23 protein-coding genes are annotated in these 21,746 nt (G+C 73.4%); 15 read left to right on the top strand and 8 right to left on the bottom strand.

The features are described from left to right. Positions 1–39: 39 nt before the first annotated feature. From rplT to infC, 3 genes are read right to left on the bottom strand one after another with little or no spacing between them, the layout of a single operon-like run. Entirely contained in the window at positions 40–429 is a 390-nt protein-coding gene (gene rplT / locus C1I92_RS17670; RefSeq protein ID WP_111255972.1) for a 50S ribosomal protein L20, read from the bottom strand. Between the two features lie 58 nt (positions 430–487). Beyond that, positions 488–682 (bottom strand): 50S ribosomal protein L35, encoded by a 195-nt coding sequence (gene rpmI / locus C1I92_RS17675; RefSeq protein WP_111255973.1) that lies wholly within the window; start codon positions 680–682, stop codon positions 488–490. Between the two features lie 17 nt (positions 683–699). Beyond that, on the bottom strand, positions 700–1,419 hold the full coding sequence (infC, locus tag C1I92_RS17680) for a translation initiation factor IF-3 (protein WP_199521323.1): 720 nt from the start codon (positions 1,417–1,419) through the stop codon (positions 700–702). Between the two features lie 224 nt (positions 1,420–1,643). On the opposite strand from infC, the gene C1I92_RS17685 reads away from it, so the two are divergent. Further along, positions 1,644–1,991, top strand: coding sequence for a DUF1844 domain-containing protein (locus C1I92_RS17685; RefSeq protein ID WP_111255974.1), 348 nt, complete (start codon positions 1,644–1,646; stop codon positions 1,989–1,991). A 161-nt stretch (positions 1,992–2,152) separates the two neighbouring features. On the opposite strand, the gene C1I92_RS33880 is transcribed toward C1I92_RS17685, so the two are convergent. Continuing rightward, complete coding sequence (locus C1I92_RS33880; protein WP_158564188.1) at positions 2,153–2,746, bottom strand: SseB family protein; 594 nt, start codon at positions 2,744–2,746, stop codon at positions 2,153–2,155. Positions 2,747–2,926: 180 nt separating this feature from the next. Here C1I92_RS33880 and pknB point away from each other — a divergent pair, with 180 nt between their 5' ends. The 3 genes from pknB to aroF all read left to right on the top strand — a co-directional run bounded on the left by pknB (position 2,927) and on the right by aroF (position 7,070). Continuing rightward, positions 2,927–4,993: a Stk1 family PASTA domain-containing Ser/Thr kinase gene (gene pknB / locus C1I92_RS17695; RefSeq protein WP_111255975.1), complete on the top strand. Its 2,067-nt coding sequence runs from the start codon at positions 2,927–2,929 to the stop codon at positions 4,991–4,993. A 29-nt stretch (positions 4,994–5,022) separates the two neighbouring features. Next, complete coding sequence (locus C1I92_RS17700) at positions 5,023–5,895, top strand: deoxyribonuclease IV (RefSeq protein ID WP_199521324.1); 873 nt, start codon at positions 5,023–5,025, stop codon at positions 5,893–5,895. Between the two features lie 119 nt (positions 5,896–6,014). Continuing rightward, positions 6,015–7,070, top strand: a complete 1,056-nt coding sequence (gene aroF, locus C1I92_RS17705) for a 3-deoxy-7-phosphoheptulonate synthase (RefSeq protein ID WP_111255976.1) — start codon at positions 6,015–6,017, stop codon at positions 7,068–7,070. A gap of 4 nt (positions 7,071–7,074) precedes the next feature. Here aroF and C1I92_RS17710 read toward each other — a convergent pair whose 3' ends face one another. Then, entirely contained in the window at positions 7,075–7,983 is a 909-nt protein-coding gene (locus C1I92_RS17710) for a sulfite exporter TauE/SafE family protein (RefSeq protein WP_111255977.1), read from the bottom strand. 101 nt (positions 7,984–8,084) lie between these two features. Then, positions 8,085–9,107, bottom strand: coding sequence for a threonine aldolase family protein (locus C1I92_RS17715; RefSeq protein ID WP_111255978.1), 1,023 nt, complete (start codon positions 9,105–9,107; stop codon positions 8,085–8,087). Positions 9,108–9,184: 77 nt separating this feature from the next. Between C1I92_RS17715 and C1I92_RS35635 the strand changes: the two genes are divergently transcribed. The 7 genes from C1I92_RS35635 to C1I92_RS17745 all read left to right on the top strand — a co-directional run bounded on the left by C1I92_RS35635 (position 9,185) and on the right by C1I92_RS17745 (position 14,112). After that, a complete protein-coding gene (locus C1I92_RS35635) occupies positions 9,185–9,256 on the top strand; it encodes a putative leader peptide (RefSeq protein ID WP_369124115.1) in 72 nt (23 codons plus the stop codon). A gap of 47 nt (positions 9,257–9,303) precedes the next feature. Further along, positions 9,304–9,858 carry a winged helix-turn-helix domain-containing protein gene (locus C1I92_RS17720; protein ID WP_146605185.1) on the top strand — a complete coding sequence of 185 codons (555 nt, stop codon included), beginning with the start codon at positions 9,304–9,306 and terminating at the stop codon, positions 9,856–9,858. Positions 9,859–9,959: 101 nt separating this feature from the next. After that, complete coding sequence (locus tag C1I92_RS17725) at positions 9,960–10,997, top strand: sulfate ABC transporter substrate-binding protein (RefSeq protein WP_111255980.1); 1,038 nt, start codon at positions 9,960–9,962, stop codon at positions 10,995–10,997. 47 nt (positions 10,998–11,044) lie between these two features. Then, a complete protein-coding gene (gene cysT / locus C1I92_RS17730; RefSeq protein WP_369124116.1) occupies positions 11,045–11,788 on the top strand; it encodes a sulfate ABC transporter permease subunit CysT in 744 nt (247 codons plus the stop codon). Then, entirely contained in the window at positions 11,781–12,605 is an 825-nt protein-coding gene (locus tag C1I92_RS17735; RefSeq protein WP_111255982.1) for a sulfate ABC transporter permease, read from the top strand. Before cysT ends, C1I92_RS17735 begins: the two co-directional genes overlap by 8 nt. Beyond that, positions 12,602–13,603, top strand: a complete 1,002-nt coding sequence (locus C1I92_RS17740) for a sulfate/molybdate ABC transporter ATP-binding protein (protein WP_111255983.1) — start codon at positions 12,602–12,604, stop codon at positions 13,601–13,603. The genes C1I92_RS17735 and C1I92_RS17740 overlap by 4 nt, the downstream gene beginning before the upstream one ends. Continuing rightward, complete coding sequence (locus C1I92_RS17745; protein WP_111255984.1) at positions 13,600–14,112, top strand: NAD(P)H-dependent oxidoreductase; 513 nt, start codon at positions 13,600–13,602, stop codon at positions 14,110–14,112. Before C1I92_RS17740 ends, C1I92_RS17745 begins: the two co-directional genes overlap by 4 nt. Here the strand turns inward: C1I92_RS17745 and C1I92_RS17750 are convergent, their stop codons facing one another. Beyond that, positions 14,113–16,869 (bottom strand): ATP-binding protein, encoded by a 2,757-nt coding sequence (locus C1I92_RS17750; protein WP_111255985.1) that lies wholly within the window; start codon positions 16,867–16,869, stop codon positions 14,113–14,115. A gap of 116 nt (positions 16,870–16,985) precedes the next feature. Here C1I92_RS17750 and C1I92_RS17755 point away from each other — a divergent pair, with 116 nt between their 5' ends. After that, entirely contained in the window at positions 16,986–17,327 is a 342-nt protein-coding gene (locus tag C1I92_RS17755) for a VOC family protein (protein WP_111255986.1), read from the top strand. A gap of 28 nt (positions 17,328–17,355) precedes the next feature. Then, complete coding sequence (locus C1I92_RS17760; RefSeq protein ID WP_111255987.1) at positions 17,356–17,952, top strand: VOC family protein; 597 nt, start codon at positions 17,356–17,358, stop codon at positions 17,950–17,952. On the opposite strand, the gene C1I92_RS17765 is transcribed toward C1I92_RS17760, so the two are convergent. Next, positions 17,949–19,310 (bottom strand): class II 3-deoxy-7-phosphoheptulonate synthase, encoded by a 1,362-nt coding sequence (locus C1I92_RS17765; RefSeq protein ID WP_199521327.1) that lies wholly within the window; start codon positions 19,308–19,310, stop codon positions 17,949–17,951. The genes C1I92_RS17760 and C1I92_RS17765 overlap by 4 nt on opposite strands. Before the next feature lie 133 nt (positions 19,311–19,443). On the opposite strand from C1I92_RS17765, the gene C1I92_RS17770 reads away from it, so the two are divergent. Together C1I92_RS17770 and C1I92_RS17775 are read left to right on the top strand one after the other, a co-directional pair. Further along, positions 19,444–20,658 (top strand): pyrophosphate--fructose-6-phosphate 1-phosphotransferase, encoded by a 1,215-nt coding sequence (locus tag C1I92_RS17770; protein WP_111255988.1) that lies wholly within the window; start codon positions 19,444–19,446, stop codon positions 20,656–20,658. Between the two features lie 113 nt (positions 20,659–20,771). Further along, on the top strand, positions 20,772–21,746 hold a 975-nt coding region (locus tag C1I92_RS17775; protein ID WP_146605186.1), incomplete at its 3' end, for an acyltransferase family protein.

Genomic DNA, 21,746 nt, shown 5'->3' on the forward strand with positions numbered 1-21,746 from the left:
CCGCCGATGACGGGCCCGGTCTCGACGAACGGACGACGCTCAGGCCGCCGGAGCCGCCGGCGCGTTGCGGTCGGCGGGCAGCGCGCCACGCGCGACCTCGACCAGGGTCTTGAACGCGCCCGGGTCGTTCACCGCGAGGTCAGCCAGCATCTTGCGGTCGACCTCGACCTCGGCCAGCCGCAGGCCCTGGATCAAGCGGTTGTACGTCAGGCCCTCGGCGCGGGACGCCGCGTTGATACGGGTGATCCAGAGCTGCCGGAAGTCGCCCTTGCGCTGCTTGCGGTCGCGGTAGGCGTAGACGAGCGAGTGGGTGACCTGCTCCTTCGCCTTCCGGTACATCCGGGAGCGCTGACCCCGGTAGCCGCTGGCCCGCTCGAGGGTCTCACGGCGCTTCTTGTGGGCGTTGGCCGCCCGCTTGACGCGTGCCACTGGTACTCCTTGCTGAGTTCGGCCGCACCGGCCGAAGGATGAACTGGACGGTCGCCGCTTACTTGCCGAGCAGCTTCTTGATGCGGGACTGGTCCGCCTTGGACACCTCGGTGGTGCCGGCGAGCTTCCGCGTCAGCGTGGACGGCTTGTGCTCCAGGTAGTGGCGACGGTTCGCCTTCTGGCGCAGCACCTTCCCGCTCCCGGTGATCCGGAACCGCTTGCTCGTGCCGCTGTGCGTCTTGTTCTTCGGCATGGCGCCGTCTGCTCCTCTTAGTCTTCGTTGTCAGGGGTGGGACGGACGACCTCGGGTCGCTCGGCCTTCTCGGCCTCCGCCGCCGCCCGGCTCGCCGCGCGCTCGGCCCGCTCGGCCTCTTCGTCGGCGTCGCGCTGGTGTTGCCGCTCGACCTTCGCCGCTTCCTTCTCGGCCTTGGCGTCGGCCTTCTTCCGGTGCGGCCCCAACACCATGATCATGTTGCGGCCGTCCTGCTTCGGCGACGACTCGACGAAGCCAAGTTCGTTGACGTCCTCGGCCAGCCGCTGCAGCAACCGGAAGCCCAGCTCAGGTCGCGACTGCTCACGGCCGCGGAACATGATGGTGACCTTGACCTTGTCACCCTCGGCCAGGAAGCGCTCGACCGCGCGCTTCTTGGTCTCGTAGTCGTGCTTGTCGATCTTGGGCCGGAGCTTCTGCTCCTTGATCAGGACGTGCGACTGGTTCCGGCGAGCCGCGCGCTCCTTCATGGCGGACTCGTACTTGAACTTGCCGTAGTCCATGAGCTTGGCCACCGGCGGCCGGGCGCCGGGAGCGACCTCGACCAGGTCGAGATCGGCCTCCGCCGCAAGCCGGAGCGCGTCCTCGATGCGGACGATGCCGACCTGCTCACCGTTGGGGCCGACGAGCCGGACCTCCGAAACGCGGATCCGGTCGTTGATGCGGGGCTCTGCGCTGATGCCTTCCTCCTGAAATCGACGGGGTGGTGCCTCGACCACACCGCGGAAACACGAATGGCCTCCGCGATCGTGCACGCAGAGGCCAACCCATCGGCGCCGCGATGCATTCCTGCATCACGACCACAAGGGCGCCCGGTGGACGCCCTGACCAGGGAACCCGACGATCTGTGCGATCGTTGCGGGTGGGAGAGGTCTCCGCTTGCTGGCCGCCCCACTCGAGGGTTCGAGTCAGACGGTCCGGTCGGTGTGAGAGCCTACCATGAATGAGCACGCCAGATCACATCGCCGCCGAGGCGAGTCGCGACATCGCCGACGTCCCCGCCGTCGAGGTCATCTCGACCGCGGCCGTCCACCTGATGAGCGCCGCCGCCGTCCACCTCGGCCTCGCCGAGGACCTCCCGGAGCATCGCGACCTGGACGAGGCGCGGTCGCTGATCGAGGCGCTCGCCGGCCTGATCACCGCCGCCGCCCCGTCACTCGGCACGCACCACGCGGGCCCCCTGCGCGACGGGCTGAAGACGCTGCAGCTGGCGTTCCGCGAGGCGAGCACGATCCCCGACGCCGTCGGCGAAGGTCCCGGCGAGAAGTACACCGGCCCCGTCTATTCCTGACGCACCGGAATGATCACGTTAAGCAGGGCTGCTCCTGCTTCACCGGGCAGGCATGCCTAGCGAGGCGGGAGGATGCCTGCTTAACGTGATCATTTCCGGCGGGGCTGGCCAGCAGGGGCACGCCGGCGGTGCGCGACGGGGCCGGGCGGCGCGGAGTCGCGTCAGCCGCTGAAGGCGCGCCGCACCCGGCGGCGGGCCCGGCGCCACACGCCGCGGACACCGCGGCCGGCCTCCGGACGGACGACCGAGGCCTCGGCCCTGGCCACCGGCTCGGCGCCCTCGACGCCGGGCCACGTGCCCAGCGGCCGCCAGCCGGAGGCCAGCGACCGCAGGCCGGCGGCGTCGACGGCGAACATCACCGGCCCGGCGAGGTCGATGACCAGCGCCTGCGCGCCGTCGGCCAGCGCGGCCTCGGCGGCGGCGCGGGTCGGCACCGGCGAGGGACGCGCCGCCGGGTCCCAGCGCCGCATCGACTCCACGCACGTGAACGCGAGCAGCCCGCGGCGACCGTCGCGGCCGGTGGTGAGCACCGTCGCCATCGCGGTCTCCTTCTCCGCCCCGGTCTCGTCGGCCGACTCGGGCACGGCGACCACCGGGATCAGCAGCCGCCCGGCCGCCAGTGCGGCGAGCACGCCGGCCGAGCCGCCCTCGCCCCGGTCGTACGCGGCCAGCGCGGCCGCCAGACGGGGGTCGGCCGCGCCGTCGTCGCCGCCGAAGGGCGTGGACGGGACGGAGCGTCGGGGCACAGCGGTCACGGGCCGGGACCATAGTCCGCCGACGGCGCGAACGCCATCCGACCGCCGGGATTGGTCCCCGCCAATGCCAACAACCACGACATTTCGGACCAGATATGACGACAGCCCACGGACCGGGCGGGCCGAACCGGCGGACCGTGTCGATCGGCCAGGGGTGGCGAGTGAACGTACACTCCACCCGTGGACCTCTCCGTCTCCGACGCACCGGTGGGCCGTCTCCTCGACGGACGCTACCGGATCGAGGCGCTGGTGGCGCGGGGTGGCATGGCCACGGTCTACAAGGCCACCGACACCCGGCTGGACCGGCCCGTCGCGCTGAAGATCATGCATGCGGAGCTGGCCGCGGACGACGAGTTCGTGGCCCGGTTCATCAACGAGGCGCGGGCGGTCGCGCAGCTGTCCGACCCGAACGTCGTCAACGTGTTCGACCAGGGCGAGGACGACGGCGCGGTCTACCTGGCGATGGAGTACATCAACGGCCGCACGCTGCGCGACGTCCTGCACGAGCGCGGCCGGCTTGGCGCGGACCTCGCGCTGGAGGTGGCCGAGTCGGTGCTGTCGGCGCTGGCCTCGGCGCACCGGGCCGGCATCGTGCACCGCGACGTGAAGCCCGAGAACGTGCTGGTCGGCAACGACGGACGGGTCAAGGTCGCCGACTTCGGGCTGGCCCGGGCCAACAGCAGCTCGTCGAAGACCACACGCGGCCTGCTGGGCACCGTCAGCTACATCTCCCCCGAGCAGGCGCTGGGCGAGCGCGCCACGCCGCGCTCCGACGTCTACTCCGCCGGCATCATGCTCTACGAGCTGCTCACCGGTAAGACGCCGCACGAGGGGCCGACCGACTTCGTGGTGGTGCGCAGCCATATCGACGACGACGTCCCGCCGCCGTCGGAGCTGGTGCCGCTGCCGCCGTCCGTCGACGACCTGGTGGTGACGGCGACCGCGCGCGAGCCGTTGCAGCGCTACGCCGACGCCGGCGCCTTCCTGGGCGCGGTCCGGCGGGCCCGCTCCGCCATCGCCGGCGTCGTGCTGCCCGCGCCCGAGGACGACCCCGAGCTGGCCGAGACGCACGCCGAGCCGCGCGACTCCGCCGGCGTCACCCTCGACGAGGCGCTCGCCGGCACCGTGCTGGCCGGGCAGGTCGGCCAGGTGCGGCCCGACGAGGACGTCACCGAGACCAGCCGGCCGGGCTCGACCCGCCGCATCGACGCGCCGCTGTCGATCCGCTTCACCGAGGACGAGACCGACGCCGAGACCGGCGAGGAGCCGCCGCGGCCCGGATCCCGGGCGGCCCGGCAGGCCGAGGCGCGCGCCCGCGCCGCGGCGCACCGGCGCACCGAGCAGACCCGCAGCCGCCGCGGCCTGTACCTGTTCCTCTTCGTGCTGCTGCTGGCCGTCGGCGTGGCGACGGCGGCGTGGTGGTATGGGTCCGGACGGTGGGAGTCGACGCCGTCGTTGCTCGACCTCACCGCCGAGCAGGCCGAGACGCGGGCCGAGGAGTCCGGGTTCACCGCGGTCAACGGCGGCGAGGAGTTCTCCGAGACGGTCGAGGCCGGCCTGGTGCTGAGCACCGAGCCCGGGCCCGGCGAGCGGCTGCTCGGCGGCGGCGAGATCACCTACGTGCTGTCCAAGGGCCCGGAGCGGTACGAGGTGCCGACGCTGACCGGGCTCACCGTCGAGGCGGCGAACCAGCTGGCCGAGCCGCTGTCCCTCACCGTCCGCGTCGAGGACGAGGTCTACCACGACGAGGTGGAGGCCGGCCTCATCCTGACCCAGAGCGTGGAGCCGGGCGAGCAGGTCCGCCGCGACACCGAGGTGGTCGTCACCGTCAGCCGTGGGCCGCAGCCGCTCACGATCGAGGACTTCACCGGCCGCCCCGCCACCGATGCGCAGGCCGCGCTCACCGCCGCCGGATTCCGCGTCAATACCGTGGAACAGAACTCCAACGACGTCGCGCCGGGCGTGATCATCTCGCAGGAACCGGCCAGTGGCACCGGTTTCCGTAACGACGAGATCACGATCACCGTCTCACTTGGGCCGGAATTGGTCCCAGTTCCGGAAGTGCGTGGTGAAAGAGTGGAAGATGCCGAGCGAATCCTCCGCGAAGCCGGCTTCGAGGTCGAAATCGTCGACCTGTTCCCCGGCATCGGCGGCGAGGACGGCCGCGGCGTGCGGATCCAGAACCAGGAGCCGCAGGCCGGCACCCCGCTGGCGCCCGGCTCCAACGTCCGCATCATCCACTTCTAGACCCGGCCACGGCCGAACCGAGGACGCTCGTGACCGACGCGCTGGCTCTGCTGGGCACCCACCTTCCCGCCGCAGGTAAGCCGGCCACCGTCCCGGACCGGGCGGCCGCCATGGGTGCGCGGTCCGTTCAGGTGTTCCTCGGCAATCCGCGCGGCTGGGCGATGACGCCGGGCAACGCGGCCGCCGACGCCGCCTTCCGCGCCGCCGCCGAGCGGCACGGCCTGACCGTGCTCGTGCACGCCGCGTACCTGGTCAACCTGGGCAGCCCGGTGCCCGAGACGGCGCAGCGCTCGGCCGCGGCGCTGGCCCACTCGCTGCACCGGGCCCGCGAGGTCGGCGCGGCCGGGGTCGTCGTCCACACCGGATCCTGCGTGACGGCGGGCAGCCGCGACGACGCGTTGCGGCAGGTCCGCGAGCTGCTGCTGCCGCTGCTCGACGAGCTCGACGCGGCGCCCGGCGGGCCGCGACTGCTGCTGGAGCCGACCGCCGGCCAGGGCCAATCGCTGTGCGCGACGGTGGAGGACCTCGAGCCATACCTGGCCGCTCTGGACCACCACCCGCAGGCCCGGGTCTGCCTGGACACCTGCCACCTGTTCGCCGCCGGCCACGACCTCGCCGCCGCGGGCGGGATGACGGCGATGCTGGACCGGTTCGGCGACGTCGCCGGCGCCGAGCGGCTGGCCGCGGTGCACGCGAACGACTCGATGGACGCGTGCGGCTCGTTCCGCGACCGGCATCAGCGCATCGGGAAGGGGCAGATCGGCGCCGCCGCGTTCGGCGAGCTGCTGCACCACAAATCGGTCGCCGGGCTGCCCGTCGTGCTGGAGACGCCCGGTGGTCCCCCGGCTTATGCCGAAGATCTTTCGCTGCTGGAGGAATTACAACCGACTTCCCAGAAATAACAACATGAGAGGTCAAGTGACCTGATTGTGACCAACTGTCTTACTCCCCGGACAACACTGCCGAAGCCGGGTTTCGGTGGCCTAGTTTCAAGTCTGGGGCCGAGGCAGGAGGTTGCGTCATGGTGGTGGTGATGTCGCCAGATGCGACGGCGGAACAGATCGACGCGGTCGTGACGCGGGTGCGCACCACGGGCGGCGAGGCGTTCGTCAGCCGCGGCGTGCAGCGCACCATCGTCGGCCTGGTCGGCGTCATCGACGACTTCCGCGCGCTCAACCTGCGCAGCATGCCCGGCGTGGCCGACGTCATCGCCGTCTCCACCCCGTACAAGCTGGTCAGCGTCGACCACCAGCCGGCCCGCAGCACCGTTGTCGTCGGCGCCGGCACCGGCGCCCGCCCGGTCCGCATCGGCCCCGACACGTTCACGCTGATCGCCGGCCCGTGCGCGGTCGAGTCGCTGGAGCAGACGCTCGAGGCGGCCGAGATGGCCAAGGCGGCCGGCGCCACCCTGCTGCGCGGCGGGGCCTTCAAGCCGCGGGCCGCGCCGCGCGAGTTCCAGGGCCTGGGCAAGGTCGGCCTGCACATCCTGGCCGAGGTCCGCGAGGTCACCGGGCTGCCGGTCGTCACCGAGGTGATCGACCCCGCCGACGCCGACCTCGTCGCCGGATACGCCGACATGCTCCAGGTCGGCGCCCGTAACATGCAGAACACCTCGCTGCTGCAGGCCGTCGGCGGGGCCGGCAAGCCGGTGCTGCTCAAGCGCGGCATCCAGGCCACCGTCGACGAGTGGCTGATGGCCGCGGAGTACGTCGCCCAGCGCGGCAACCTCGACATCGTGCTGTGCGAGCGCGGCATCCGCACGTTCGAGACCGCGACGGCGACGACGCTCGACATCGCGGCGGTGCCGGTGGTGCAGCGGCTGTCGCACCTGCCGGTCATCGTCGACCCGTCGCACTCGGCGGCCCGGCGCGACCTGGTGCTGCCGCTGTCGCGGGCCGCCATCGCCGTCGGCGCGGACGGCATCCTGGTCGACGTCCATCCCGACCCCGAGGCGGCGCTGTGCGACGGGCCGCAGTCGCTGGCCGGCGCGGACGTGCGTGAGCTGGCGTCGACGCTGCGGCGGCTGGTGCCGGCGTCGGGCCGGGTGCTGGGCGAGCCGTCCCCCGTCGGGCTCTGAGCCCTCAACCCACCGGCTGCAGCTCGGCGGCGGCGGGCTCAGCGGCGCGCTGCTGGGCGAGGTGCGCGCGGATCGAGTACGTCAGCGCCGCCGCCCACACGAGCGCGACCACGACGTAGACGACGGCGCGCACGCCCCCCGGCGCGTCGACCCAGTCGCTGCGCAGGATGGTCCGGCCGTTCGTCAGCACGATCATGCCGCCGACCGCCGAGCCGAGCACCCGCGGCGGGACCACGCGCACCAGGTAGGCCGCGATCGGCGCGGCGATGACGCCGCCGGCCAGCAGCACGGCCACCCAGGCGTAGTCGATGTTCTCGGTCCCCAGCCCGATGAGGAAGCCCACGCTCGCGGCGACCGCGACGATGAACTCGCTGGTGTCGATCGACCCGATCACCTTGCGCGGCTCCAGCCGGCCGCTGGCCAGGATCGCGGGCGTGCCGACCGGGCCCCAGCCACCGCCGCCGGTGGCGTCGACGAACCCGGCGACCAGCCCGAGCGGGGTGAGGAACCGGCGGCCCAGCGGCTTCGGGTCGCGGCGCACCGGCAGCCCGCGCAGCGTGAACCGGATCAGCAGGTAGAGGCCGAGCGCCAGCAGGATCAGCGACATGACCGGAGCCGCGGCCTCAGTGGACAGGCGGGACAGCAGCGTCGCGCCCACGAACGCACCGATCGCGCCCGGGACGCCGATCTTCGCGACGACCTTCCAGTCGACGTTGCCGAACCGCCAGTGCGCCACGCCGGAGACCAGCGTCGTGCCGATCTCGGCCAGGTGCACGGTCGCGCTCGCCGCCGCCGGGTTCGCCGTCGCGGCCAGCAGCAGCGTGCTCGAGGTGACGCCGTAGGCCATGCCGAGGCTGCCGTCGACGAGCTGAGCGGCGAAACCCACCAGACCCAGCAGGACGAGCGTACGCACCCGGCAGCCTCCTTAACCCGTCAGAACTATAGGAATAGTCGCCTAGGTCGGGATTGTGGTCAACAGCTGGACGGTCGCGTCTCGCAGTACGGACGCAGCCGTCAGTCGCCGAGGAGGGCGGCGAGGACCTCGGCGGCGCGCTTGGCGTCGTCGGTGGTGACGTCGAGGTGGGTGATGAGGCGGACCAGGCCGGGGCCGACGGTGCCGGTCAGGACGCCCTCGGCGGCGGCGCGCTCCACCAGCGCGGCGGCCCGGTCGCCGACGTCGAGGATGACGACGTTGGTCTCGACCGCGGCGAGGTCGACGGCGGACGGATCGACGGCGGCGACGGCCTCGGCGATCAGGCGGGCGTGTGCGTGGTCGTCGGCGAGCCGCTCGACGTGGTGGTCCAGCGCGTGAAGGCCGGCCGCCGCGAGCACGCCGGCCTGTCGCCAGCCGGCGCCGAGCCGCTTGCGCCACACCCGCGCCTCGGCGATCGCCGCCGCCGGCCCGACCAGCACCGAGCCGACCGGCGCGCCCAGACCCTTGGACAGGCAGACGGAGACGGTGTCGAACAGCCGGCCGTAGTCGGCCAGCGCGACACCGGTCGCGACGTGCGCGTTCCACAGCCGGGCGCCGTCGAGGTGCAGCCGCACGCCGACCGGGTCGACCAGCGCCCGCAGCTCGCGCAGCGCGTCCAGCGGCTGAACCGTCCCGCCGGCGAAGTTGTGCGTGTTCTCGACCGCCACCGCCTTGGTGGAGACCAGGTACGGCCCGGCGTCGGGCGTCATCAGCCGGCGGACGGCGTCGAGGTCGACGTGGCCGCGCGGATGTGCCCAGGTGCGGGTGGTGACGCCCTGCGTGGCGGCGTGCGCGCCCAGCTCGGCACGCACGACGTGCGCGCGCTCCTCGCACAGCAGCTCCTGGCCCGGCGCGACCAGCGACCGCACCCCCAGCACGTTCGCCAGCGAGCCGCTGACGGTGAACAGGCCGGCCTCGTGCCCGAGCAGCGCCGCGACTCGCTCCTCCAGCGCGGACACGGTCGGGTCCTCGCCGTAGACGTCGTCGCCGGTGTCGGCGGTGGACATCGCGGCCAGCATCGCCGCGGTGGGCCGGGTGACGGTGTCGCTGCGCAGGTCGATCACAGCGCCACTCTAGGGCGCGGTTCCCACGATGCGGATGGCCGGTTGCTTTCCCACCAGACACCTAGGAAATTGGTGGCGTGCCCAGGCTGCTGCTCACCCAGCGACGCGCCGTCGATCTGATGCGCGTCGCCAGCCAGCTCTGTCGCTGACTCCCGCTCTCAACACCGCGGTCCACCCACCCTCCCCGGGAGTCACCATGTCCATTGCCGCTGTGCCCCCGTTGTCCGCCGTCCCGGAACCGTCGCCGCTCGGCGTGGTCGTGTTCGTCGAGGTCGACGAGGCGCTGGCCGGCCGGTCCGGCGCCACCGTCGTCGAGCTGGCCGAGCTGCTGCGCGAGTTCGCCCAGGAGCTGCTGCCCAGCGCCGAGACGTCGGCCGCCATCGCGCTGCGCTCCCCCAGCCACGCCGGCGCCCAGCTGCGCGCCGTCAAGGCCGCGATCGCCGCGTCGCCTGAGCCGGAGCCGGAGCCGGACGAGCCGAACGGCTTCGCGCTCGACCACGCCGCCCGCACCGCCGTCGTCGACGGACGGCCGGTGTCGCTGACCCACCGCGAGTTCGAGCTGCTCGCGTACCTGATCGAGAACCGCCGCCGGTCGATCACCCGGTCGGAGCTGATCGAGGAGGTCTGGCCGCTGGGCACCACGACCGGCACACGCACCGTCGACGTGCACATCCGGCGGCTGCGGGTGAAGCTGCGCCGGCACGGGCGCCGGATCCACACGCTGCGCGGCCACGGCTACCGGCTCGACTGACCAACATCCGGGCGATTCTCGCTCAGCATGCGAGATCTGCTCTATTGTCTACTAATCCACCGTGCTTACTATGATCCGCACCGACCGAGGGGGCACCACTCATGAAGACCCGTACCAGAGCAGCAGCGACCGCGATCGTCCTCGCCGGCGGCCTGGCGCTCGCGGCCTGCGGGGGCGATGACGCCGACACCGCCTCCGGCGGCGGCGAGGAGACCACGCTCTCGATCGTGGGCTTCGCGGTCCCGGAGGCGGCCAACGTCGCCATCGCCGAGGAGTGGAACAAGACCGACGAGGGCGCGGGCGTGCGGTTCCAGAGCTCCTACGGCGCCTCCGGCGACCAGAGCCGCGCGGTGGAGTCCGGCCTGGAGGCCGACTACGTCCACTTCTCCGTCAGCAGCGACGTGACCCGGCTGGTCGACGCCGGGCTGGTGGACGAGACCTGGGACGACGGCCCGACGAAGGGCGTCGTGTCGTCCTCGGTAGTGGTGCTGGCGGTCCGGCCGGGCAACCCGGAGAACATCCAGGACTGGGACGACATCGTCCAGCCGGGCATCGAGATCGTCACGCCGAACCCGGCGTCGTCCGGCGCGGCCCGCTGGAACGCGCTGGCCGCATGGGGGCACATCGCCGCGAACGGCGGCACCGACGCGGAGGCCGAGGAGTTCGTCCGCAAGCTCTTCGCCAACGTCGTCTCGCTGCCCAACAGCGGCCGCGACGCCACCACCAGCTTCCTCGGCGGCACCGGCGACGTGCTGCTGGCCTACGAGAACGAGGCGATCCTCGCGACGCAGAACGGCGAGGAGCTGGACTGGGTCATCCCGGAGACCACGATCCTGATCGAGAACCCGGGCGCGGTGCTCAGCGACGCGGACCCGAAGGCGCAGGAGTGGCTGGACTTCGTGCTCAGCGAGGACGGCCAGCGCCAGTTCGCGCTCAAGGGCTTCCGGCCGGTCGTCGACGGCGTCGACACCAGCGGCGTCGAGGGCGCGCAGGACCCGGACGACCCGTTCCCGGCGCCGGCGCACCTGCTCACCGTCGAGAACGACTTCGAGAGCTGGAGCGCGCTGTCGGACAAGTTCTTCGACGAGGAGAGCGGCATCATCACCAAGATCATCGCCGAGTCCGGCAAGGCGGAGTGAGCTCAGTGCGCCTCACCCGCGCCTCCGGGCTGGGCCTGGGCGTCGCGATGCTCTGGTTCAGCCTGCTGGTGCTGATCCCGCTGGCGGCGGTCGTGGCGACGGCCGCCGCCGGCGGGTGGGACGGGTTCTGGCAGGCGGTGACGAACGAGCAGACGGCGGCCGCGATCCGGCTCACCGTCGGCACGGCGCTGCTGGTCACCGTCGTGAACGTGGTGATGGGGACGCTGATCGCGTGGGTGCTGGTGCGCGACCGGTTCCCCGGCCAGCGGGCGCTGGAGGTGCTGATCGACGTCCCGTTCGCGCTGCCGACGATCGTCGCCGGGCTGGTGCTGCTGTCGCTGTACGGGCCGGACAGCCCGCTCGGCGTCGACATCGCCAACACCCGGGCCGCGGTGTTCCTGGCGTTCCTGTTCGTGACGCTGCCGTTCGTCGTCCGTACGGTGCAGCCGGTGCTGGCCGAGCTGGACCGGGAGGTCGAGGAGGCCGCCGCGTCGCTGGGCGCGTCGCGGCTCACCACGTTCCGAAGGATCATCCTGCCGGCGCTGGCCCCGGCGATCGCGGCCGGCGCGGCGCTCTCGTTCGCCCGCGGCGTCAGCGAGTACGGCTCGCTGGTGCTGCTGTCGGGCAACCTGCCGAGGCGGACGGAGGTGACGTCGGTGCGGATCCTCAGCAGCATCGAGAACGACAACCTCGACAACGCGGCGGCGGTCGCGACGGTCCTGCTGGCCGTGTCGTTCGCGGTGATCGTCGCGCTCGACGTGATCCAGCGCCGGGTGGGCCGCCGTGGCTAGCCGGCGGCCGAGGACGCGCGGCCGCGGCCGCTGGGTGGCCCGTGCGGTCGTGACGGCGTATCTGGTGCTGCTGGTCGCGTGGCCGCTGTGGCTGGTCGCGCAGCACACCTTCGACGGCGGCCTGGAGAACCTGCGCGGCATCCTCGACGACCCCGACGTCGCGCACGCGCTGCGGCTGACCGTCGGCGTCGCGATCGTGTCCGTCGTGCTGAACACCGTGTTCGGCGTCGGCATCTCGTTGCTGATCGTCCGCTACCGCTTCCCCGGCCGGCGGCTGCTGAACGCGCTGCTGGACGTGCCGCTGTCGGTGTCGCCGATCGTGGTGGGGCTGGCGCTGGTGCTGGTGTACGGCGGCCGGTCCGGCTGGTTCGGCCCGGGCCTGGAGGACGCCGGGCTGCAGGTGATCTTCGCGACGCCCGGCATCGTGCTGGCGACGACGTTCGTCGCGTTGCCGCTGGTCATCCGCGAAGTGGTCCCCGTCCTGGAGGAGATCGGCACCGAGCAGGAGCAGGCGGCGCAGAGCCTCGGCGCGACGGCCGGGCAGACGTTCCGGCGGATCACGCTGCCGGCGATCAAGTGGGGCGTGACGTACGGCGTCGTGCTGAGCCTGGCCCGGTCGCTGGGCGAGTTCGGCGCCGTCAAGGTCGTCTCCGGCAACGTCCTCGGGCAGACCCGCACCGCCACGCTCGTCGTCGAGGAGAAGTACCTGAACTTCGACCAGGGCGGCGCGTACGCGACGGCGTTCCTGCTCGCGCTGGTCGCCGTCGCCTGCATCGTCGTCGTCTCGATCATCCGGCCGAAGGAGGAACCCCGATGAGCATCGAGGTCACCGGCGTGTCCAAGCGCTTCGGCGACTTCGTCGCGCTCGAGGACGTGTCCGTCAGCATCCCGTCCGGGCAGCTCACCGCGCTGCTGGGCCCGTCGGGCGGCGGGAAGTCGACGCTGCTGCGGATCATCGCCGGGCTGGAGTGGGCCGACGCCGGCACGATCGGTATCGAGGGCCTCGACGCCACCGCGCTGCCGGCCCGCAAGCGCGGTGTCGGGTTCGTCTTCCAGCACTACGCCGCGTTCAAGCACCTGTCCGTGCGGCGCAACGTCGCGTTCGGGCTGGAGATCCGCAAACGGCCCAAGGACGAGATCCGCCGGCGGGTGGACGAGCTGCTGGCGCTGGTGCACCTGGAGCAGTTCGCCGACCGGCTGCCCGCGCAGCTGTCCGGCGGCCAGCGGCAGCGCATGGCGCTGGCCCGCGCGCTCGCCGTCGAGCCGAAGGTGCTGCTGCTGGACGAGCCGTTCGGCGCGCTGGACGCGAAGGTTCGCAAGGAGCTGCGCGAGTGGCTGCGCCGGCTGCACGACGAGGTGCACGTCACCACCGTCTTCGTCACGCACGACCAGGAGGAGGCGCTGGAGGTGGCGGACGAGATCGTCGTGATCAACGAGGGCCGGGTGGAACAGATCGGCTCGCCGGACCAGCTCTACGACTCCCCCGCCAACGACTTCGTCATGCGCTTCCTCGGACCGGTCACGCAGCTGGGCTCGGAGCTGGTGCGCCCGCACGACGTCGCGCTGGCGCCCGGCGCGGACGACCCCGACGCCGTCGCCGGCCGGGTCGCCCGGGTCGTGCGCGTCGGCTTCGAGGTGCGGGTCGAGGTCAGCACCGGCGAGCAGGTCGTGCTCGCCACCATGACCCGGACGGAGTTTTTCCGCCTGGGCGTCGACGTCGGCGCGACGGTGTCCGTGCGGGTCGTGCCCGGCGCACCGGTCGTGCCGGTTCTCGGTTCACCGGTTCGATCGGCTCTGGAGGTTCCCGCGAGATGAGCATCGTGACAGTGGTCGGCAACCCGAGAGCGGGGTCGCGCACGCTGGGGGTGGCGACGGCGCTGTCGTCGGCGATCGGCGCGCGGGCCGGCCTGCCCGACGGGCCGGTGTTCGACCTGGCCGGCTTCGGCGGACAGTGGCTGGACTCCTTGGCGGCCGACGGCGAGGCGGCGCTGGCCGCGGCGGCGGAGGCGTCCGTGCTGGTGGTGGCCACGCCGACGTACAAGGCCAGCTACACGGGCCTGCTCAAGGCGTTCCTGGACCGGCTGCCCGGCGGCGCGCTGCGCGGCACGGTCGCCGTCCCGGTCACCGTCGCCGCCGCGCCCACCCACCGTTTCGTCGCGGACCTGCAGCTGCGCCCCGTCCTCGCCGAGCTGGGCGCCACCCTGCCGGTGCCGTCGTTCGTCATCGAGGAACGGGAGCTGCCGGACCTGCTGCCGCTGGCCGAACGCTGGGCCGCCGACCACGCCCCCGTCCTCGCCGCGACCGCCGGCGCCCTGGTTCCATGATCATCGCCGGTCGCCGGCGAGGGTGAACGTCCGGTCGCGCTGGTACGGGCAGCCGGCCGCCTCGAACGCGGCGGCGGTGGCGAGCAGCCGTTCGCGGTCGTCGTCGAGGAGGGCGGCGGCCCGGTCGAGCAGCGCCCCGGCGACGGGGTTCGCGCCGACGACCGGGCGGGCGGCGGAGAGCAGCTCGGCGGCGTCGGACCGGCCGGCCAGCACGGCGGCCTCGGCCCGCAGTGCGACGTGCCAGTGCAGCAGGATCCCGGTGCGCCACGGGCTCGGCTCGCCGTCGCCGGGGTCGAGCAGGTCCAGGGCGGCGCCGGCGCGGCCATCGTGGAGCAGGACGATCGCGTCGAACGTGGGGCTGTAGCCGGCGCGGTCCTCGGGGGTCACGCCCAGCTGGTCGAGGACGGCGAGCCACTCGGCCCGGGCGGCGTCGTCGCCGCGCAGCCCGTGGATCATCGCCACTCCGGCGGCGACCGGGCCGAAGCCGCGGTTCTGCGGCCGGCCGGCCCGCGTCCAGCCGTCGAGGAACCGGCCGGCGGCGGCGATGACGTCGGTGGCGTGTCCGGCGAGCGCGTCGGCCATGATCAGCCTGGACGTGGCGACGTGGCCGGTCTCGGCCAGCGGCGGCAGGTCGCACAGCTGCCGGCCACGGCGCCGCGCCGCAGGCAAGTCGCCGACGCCGATGCTGGTCGCGGTGGCGATCTGCAGCGCGTCGATGAGCTCGTCGGTAGCGGCGGGCGTGACGGGTACCGCGGTTAGCAGGTCGACGCGGCGGCCCGCGGTGGCCGCGGCGGCGAAGCCGTCGCCGGCCCGGCGCTGCGCGGCGGTCAGCGCCTGCAGCGCGGCGCTCTCGGCGAGCGGGTCGCCGAGCGCGCCGGCCAGCTCGACGGCCCGTTCGGCCAGCGCGGTCAGCTCGGCGGCCGACGGCGCCGGCCGGGCGTGGTCGGCGAAGAACGCGTAGCCGAGCGCGTCGCACTCGGCCAGGGTCACGGCGGCCACGGCGGCGGGGCCGTCCCCGGCCAGCTCGCGCGCCCGGTCGAGCAGCGCGGCCGACTCCTCGGGCGCGGGCCGCCGGGCGAACGTCGCGGCCTTCCGGTACGTGGTCATCGCGGCCGTGGCGAGGTCCCGGGCCGCGGCCGCCGGGTCGCGGGCGGCGAGGGCGGCGTCGGCGGCGGCCCGCCAGAGCCGGTAGGTGTCGTCGCCGAGCAGCCGGCACGCGGCGACGCTCGCGGCCGATCGCAGGGCGGTGGCCGCGGCGGCGGGGTCGCCGGCGAGCGCGGCGGCCTGCTCGTAGCGCAGCTGGGACTCGCCGAGCAGGTTGCGGGTGAAGGCCAGCCCGGCCAGCGCCAGGGCGAGCCGGTGGGCGCCGTCGCGCCGGCCGGCGTCCGCGGCCGCCCAGCCGAGGGTGGAGCGCAGGTCGTCGGCGACCGCGTCGAACCGCGCCCGCCAGTCACCGGCCGGCGGCGAATGGTCGGTGGCCAGTTCGGTGGCCACGGCCAGGCACCACTCGAGCTGCCGGGCCCGGGTGGCGTCGAGCTCACCGGCCGCGGTGAGCTGTTCGGCGCCGTACTGGCGGATCGTCTCCAGCGCGCGGTACCGGGTCACGCCGGCGGACGGGACGACGCTCAGCAGGTTCTGGTCCGCGAGCCGGGCCAGCCCGTCGACGACGTCGCCGGGCGCCAACGGGTCGAATCCGGCCACCGACGCCGCGGCCGCGGCGGTGAACGGGGAGACGAACACCGAGATCCGCCGCTGCAGGACCACGCCGGGCTCGTCGAGCAGCGCCCGGCTCCAGTCCAGCACCGCGCGCACGGAGCGGTGCCGGTCGTCGGCGCGATAGCCGCCCACCAGGAGCCGCAGGTGGTCGGCGAGGCCGGCGGCCAGTCCGTCGAACCCGAGGGCGGGCAGCCGGGCGGCGGCGAGCTCGATCGCCAGCGCCACGCCGTCGAGCTTGCGGCACACGTCGGCGACCTGGTCCAGCTGTCCGGGCTCGACGGTCCAGCCGACGGCCGCGGCGCGGTCGGCGAACAGGGCGACGGCGTCGGACGCGGCGCCGAGGGACAGTGGCGGCACCGAGTAGACCCGCTCGAACGGCATCATGAGCCGGGCCCGGCTGGTGGCCAGGACGTGCACGGCCGGGCAGCGTGCCAGCATCCGCTCGACGAACGGGGCCACGCCGTCGAGCAGGTGCTCGCAGTTGTCCAGCACCAGCAGCGCGCGCCGGTCGGCCAGCGCGGCGAACACGGAGTCGTCGATGCCGCGGCCCTGCTGCTCGCCCACGCCCAGCGCGTCGGCCACGGCCGCGCCGACCAGCGCGGGATCGGTGACCGGCACGAGGTCGGCGTACCAGACGCCGTCGGGGTGGTCGCCGGCCAGGTCCGCGGCCACGGCCAGCGCGAGCCGGGTCTTGCCGACCCCGCCCGGGCCGACCGCGGTGACCAGCCGGTGCGCGCCGGCCGCCTCACGCAACTCGCGGCGCTCCTCCGCGCGGCCGATGAACGGGTTCAGCGGCGCCGGCAGCCCGGCCAGCGCCTGACTCGTCCGCTCCTCGCGCGCCGCCTCGGCCGCGAGCCCGGCGAGCGCCCGGCGATCGGGCGCACCCAGCTTGCGCAGCAGCGACGACACGTGCGTCTCGACCGTGCGCACCGAGATGTAGAGCTGCGCGGCGATCTCGGCGTTGGTGCGGTGCTCGCCGACCAGCGCCAGGATCTCGGCCTCGCGGGCCGAGATGGCCGTCGTGACCGGCTGCTTCGACACCCCGCCCAGTATTCCGTACGGGCTACGTGCTCCGACCCGTGCTCGGCACGGATGTGGGCGGGGCCGGCCCGGCGGGAGGCTGAGGCATCGGATCCACCGCAGCGAGGAGGCAGGCCGTGAGCCACGGCATCAAGACCATCATCGTCCCGGTCCGGGACCTGGCCGCCGCACGGGCGCTCTACGGGACCGTCCTGGGCGTGGCCCCCTACGCCGACGAGCCCTACTACGTCGGGTTCCGGCTCGGCGACCAGGAGATCGGGCTGGACCCGAACGGCCACGGCCACGGCATGAACGGCCCCGTCGGGTACTGCCACGTCGACGACGCCGCCGCGGCCCTGCGCCGGGCCGTCGAGGCCGGCTGGCGCACCCGTCAGGACGTCAAGGACGTCGGCGGCGGGCAGCTGGCCGCCGTCGTCGAGGACCCCAGCGGCAACCTGCTCGGCTTCCTCCAGCGCTGACCACACCGAATCGAAAGGAAGAACCCTCATGACGACCATCGATCACATCACCCTCGAGGTGGCCGACCCCGCGTCCGCCGCCGGCTTCTACACCTCCCTCGGCCTGGACGATCGGGTCCGGCTCCGGTCCGGCGGCGTGCCGGGCGACGGCTTCAGCGGGTTCACGCTGTCGCTCGTCGCGTCCCAGCCCGGCACGGTCGACGCGCTCGTCGCCGCCGCGGTCGAGGCCGGTGCCACCGTGCTCAAGCCCGCCTCGAAGTCGCTGTGGGGCTATGGCGGCGTCGTCACGGCCCCGGACGGCACGATCGTGACGGTCGCGTCGTCGTCGAAGAAGGACACCGGCCCGGCCACCCTGAAGGTCGACGACGTCGTGCTCCAGCTCGGCGTCGACGACGTGGCCGCGAGCAAGCGGTTCTACGCCGAGCGCGGCTTCACGGTCGCGAAGAGCTTCGGCCGCAAGTACGCCGAGCTCGACACCGGCGCCGTCACGCTGACCCTCAACCGGCGCAAGGACCTCGCCAAGGTCGCCGGCGTCGACCCGGCCGGCGCCGGGGCGCACGGCGTCGTCATCGGCGGCGCGGACGGCGCCTTCACCGACCCGGACGGGTTCCGGTGGGAGTCCTAGTTCGCCGACTCCAGCAGCTCGGCGACGAGGAAGGCCAGCTCCAGCGACTGGGTGCGGTTCAGCCGCGGGTCGCAGACGGTCTCGTAGCGGCTGCCCAGGCCGTCCTCGGCGATAGGGTCGCCGCCGCCGACGCACTCGGTGACGTCGTCGCCGGTGAGCTCGACGTGGATGCCGCCGGGGTGGGTGCCCAGGGAGCGGTGCACCTCGAAGAAGCCGCGGACCTCGTCGACGACGTCGTCGAAGCGGCGGGTCTTGTGGCCGCTGGGCGCCTCGTAGGTGTTGCCGTGCATCGGGTCGCAGATCCAGGAGGCGACCAGGCCGTCGGCCTGCGCCTTCTGGATCAGCGCCGGCAGCGCGTCGCGGATCTTGCCGGCGCCCATGCGGGTGACGAACGTCAGCCGGCCGGGCTCGCGCTCGGGGTCGAGCTTGTTCGCCAGCGCCAGCAGCTCGTCCGGTGTCGTCGTCGGGCCGACCTTGACGCCGATCGGGTTGCGGATACGCGCCGCGAACTCCAGGTGCGCGCCGTCGAGCCGGCGGGTCCGCTCGCCGATCCACACGAAGTGCCCGGACACGTCGTACGGCGCGCCGGTGCGCGAGTCGATGCGGGTCAGCGCCAGCTCGTAGTCGAGCAGCAGCGCCTCGTGGCTGGAGTACAGCTCGACGGTGCGCAGCTGCTCGGTGTCGACGTCGATGGCCCGCATGAACTTCAACGCCTGGTCCAGCCGCCGGGCCAGCCGCTCGTAGCGCTGGCCGGCCGGCGACGTGCGGACGAAGTCGTTGTTCCAGGCGTGCACCTGGTGCAGGTCGGCGAACCCGCCGCCGACGAACGCGCGGGTGAGGTTCAGCGTCGCCGCCGACGCGTGGTAGGCGCGGACCATCCGGTGCGGGTCGGGCACCCGGGCGGACTCGGTGAACTCGAAGTCGTTGACGATGTCGCCGCGGAACGCCGGCAGCGTGACGCCGTCGCGGGTCTCCGTGGGCTTGGAGCGCGGCTTGGCGTACTGCCCGGCCAGCCGCCCGATCTTCACCACCGGCACGCTGGCCGCGTACGTCAGCACGACCGCCATCTGCAGCAGCGTCTTCAGCTTGTTGCGGACGTTGTCGGCGCTGACCCCGGCGAACGTCTCGGCGCAGTCGCCGCCCTGCAGGACGAACGCCTCGCCGCGGGACACTGCGGCCAGCCGCTCGCGCAGCAGGTCGCACTCGCCGGCGAACACCAGCGGCGGCATGGCGCGCAGCTGCGCGACGGCGTCCTGGACGGCGGCCGGGTCGGGCCACTCGGGCTGCTGACCGGCCTCCAGCGCGCCGACCGCGTCGGTCAGCTCGGTGTACAGCGCAAGGTCCTCCGGGGAGTTCACACCTGACAGGGTAGGCCGCCGCGCTGTGAACCCGCCGTGAACGCCCACACCCCGGACAGCGCGGCCGGTGGTCTCAGGAACCGACGATAAGGTGACATGCGATCCGTCCCACTCCGACAGAAGGTCACGTCATATGCCCGAGAGCACCCCCGTGCGCAAGGTCGCCATGCTCACGGCCGGCGGCCTGGCCCCGTGCCTGTCCTCGGCCGTCGGCGGCCTGATCGAGCGGTACACCGAGATCGCGCCCGACGTCGAGATCATCGCCTACCTCGACGGCTACGCGGGCCTGCTGACCGGCCGCTCGATCACCGTCACGCCCGAGATGCGGGCGACGGCGTCGCGGCTGCACCGGTTCGGCGGCTCGCCCATCGGCAACAGCCGGGTCAAGCTGACCAACGTCGCCGACTGCGTCAAGCGCGGGCTGGTCCAGGAGGGCCAGGACCCGCTCCACGTCGCGGCCGAGCAGCTCACCCGCGACGGCGTCGACGTGCTGCACACGATCGGCGGCGACGACACGAACACGACCGCCGCCGACCTCGCCGCGTACCTCGCGACCAACGACTACGAGCTGACCGTCGTCGGGCTGCCGAAGACCGTCGACAACGACATCGTGCCGGTGCGGCAGAGCCTGGGCGCCTGGACCGCCGCCGAGCAGGGCTCGATCTACGCGCGCAACATCATCTCCGAGCACTCCTCCAACCCGCGGATGCTCATCGTCCACGAGGTGATGGGCCGGCACTGCGGCTGGCTGACGGCGGCGACGGCGCGCGCCTACCGCAAGTGGCTGGCCGCGCAGGAGTGGGCGCCGGAGCTGGGCGTCGACCCGCGCCGCTGGGACGTCCACGCCGTCTACCTGCCCGAGCAGAAGCTCGACCTCGACGCCGAGGCCGGCCGGCTGCGCTCGGTGATGGACGAGTTGGGCTGCGTCAACATCTTCCTGTCCGAGGGCGCCGGCGTCGACGAGATCATCACCGAGATGGAGGAGGCCGGCGAGGAGGTCCCGCGCGACCCGTTCGGCCACGTCAAGATCGACAAGATCAACCCCGGCGCCTGGTTCGCCAAGCAGTTCGCCGCCCGCGTCGGCGCCGAGAAGGTCATGGTGCAGAAGAGCGGCTACTTCAGCCGCTCCGCCGCCGCGAACGCCGACGACCTGCGGCTGATCAAGAGCTGCACCGACCTCGCCGTCGAGTGTGCGCTGCGGCACGAGGGCGGCCTCATCGGGCACGACGAGGAGCGCGGCGGACGGCTGCGCGCCATCGAGTTCGACCGGATCAAGGGCGGCAAGGAGTTCGACCCCTCCACGCCCTGGTTCGCCGACCTGATCGGGGCCATCGGGCAGCCGGCCTGACCTCCCGCGGCCCGCGGCACGACCCGGCCGCGGCGGACTCCCACGTTCGCCGCGGCCGCGGCTGGGTACGCCCTCACGGTGACGCCACAGCCGCCGGGAGGAGTGCCTGCGACGTGACGGACCGGTCCCGAACCGGCGCGCAACCATCGAACTTCCGGCCGGACGTCGAGGGTCTGCGCGCCGTCGCGGTGCTGCTGGTGCTGGCCTACCACGCGGGCATTCCACTGGTCAGCGGCGGTTTCGTCGGCGTGGACGTGTTCTTCGTCATCTCCGGCTTCCTCATCACCGGGCTGATCCTGCGCGAGGTCGAGTCGACCGGGCGGCTGCGGCTGGGCCGGTTCTACGCCCGCCGGATCCGCCGGCTGCTCCCGGCGACGGCGGTCGTGCTGGCCGCGACCGCCGCGCTGACGATGCTGCTGCTGCCGCCGCTGCGCTGGCCCGCGGTCGCCGGCGACATCGCCGCGGCGGCGACGTACGTGGTGAACTGGCGGCTCGCGGCCGACTCGGTGGACTACCTCGCCGCCGGCGAGCCGCCCAGCCCCGTGCAGCACTTCTGGTCCCTCGCCGTCGAGGAGCAGTTCTACGTGCTGTGGCCGGTGCTGATCCTGGCGCTGGTGTGGTGGCACCGGCGCCGCCGCGGCACGCCGTCGCTGCGGCGGACGCTGCTGGCTGGGCTGGCCGTCGTCGCGGTCCCGTCGCTCGCGTGGTCGGTGCACCTGACCGCGGCATCGCCCGGCGCGGCGTACCTCGTGTCGACGACGCGCGCGTGGGAGCTGGCGGCCGGCGCGGCGCTGGCGATCGGCGCCCGGCGGCTGGAGCGGCTGCCGCGCCGGCTGGCCGGCGCACTGGCCGGCGGCGGGCTCGCGGCGATCGGCTGGGCGGCGCTGACGTACGACGCGGCGACGCCGTTCCCGGGTGTCGCGGCGCTGGTCCCCGTGCTGGGGACGGCGGCGGTCATCGCGGCGGGGGTCACGTGGGCGTCCGGGACGGTGCCTACCCGACTGCTCGGCGCGACGCCGATGCGCGTGTTCGCTGGCGGGCTGTCGTCCACGGTGCCGACCCGCCTGCTGGGGAGCGCGCCCATGCGG

Origin of the sequence: Jiangella anatolica, assembly GCF_003236295.1 — a bacterium.
Taxonomy (GTDB): domain Bacteria; phylum Actinomycetota; class Actinomycetes; order Jiangellales; family Jiangellaceae; genus Jiangella; species Jiangella anatolica.

Coding starts and splice junctions, on each gene's coding strand:
- C1I92_RS17745 (WP_111255984.1), top strand. CDS start 13,600: ATGAGCATCGTGACAGTGGTCGGCAACCCGAGAGCGGGGTCGCGCACG.
- cysT (WP_369124116.1), top strand. CDS start 11,045: ATGCTCTGGTTCAGCCTGCTGGTGCTGATCCCGCTGGCGGCGGTCGTG.
- C1I92_RS17740 (WP_111255983.1), top strand. CDS start 12,602: ATGAGCATCGAGGTCACCGGCGTGTCCAAGCGCTTCGGCGACTTCGTC.
- C1I92_RS17760 (WP_111255987.1), top strand. CDS start 17,356: ATGACGACCATCGATCACATCACCCTCGAGGTGGCCGACCCCGCGTCC.
- C1I92_RS17685 (WP_111255974.1), top strand. CDS start 1,644: ATGAGCACGCCAGATCACATCGCCGCCGAGGCGAGTCGCGACATCGCC.
- rpmI (WP_111255973.1), bottom strand. CDS start 682: ATGCCGAAGAACAAGACGCACAGCGGCACGAGCAAGCGGTTCCGGATC.
- C1I92_RS17725 (WP_111255980.1), top strand. CDS start 9,960: ATGAAGACCCGTACCAGAGCAGCAGCGACCGCGATCGTCCTCGCCGGC.
- aroF (WP_111255976.1), top strand. CDS start 6,015: ATGGTGGTGGTGATGTCGCCAGATGCGACGGCGGAACAGATCGACGCG.
- C1I92_RS17720 (WP_146605185.1), top strand. CDS start 9,304: ATGTCCATTGCCGCTGTGCCCCCGTTGTCCGCCGTCCCGGAACCGTCG.
- C1I92_RS17770 (WP_111255988.1), top strand. CDS start 19,444: ATGCCCGAGAGCACCCCCGTGCGCAAGGTCGCCATGCTCACGGCCGGC.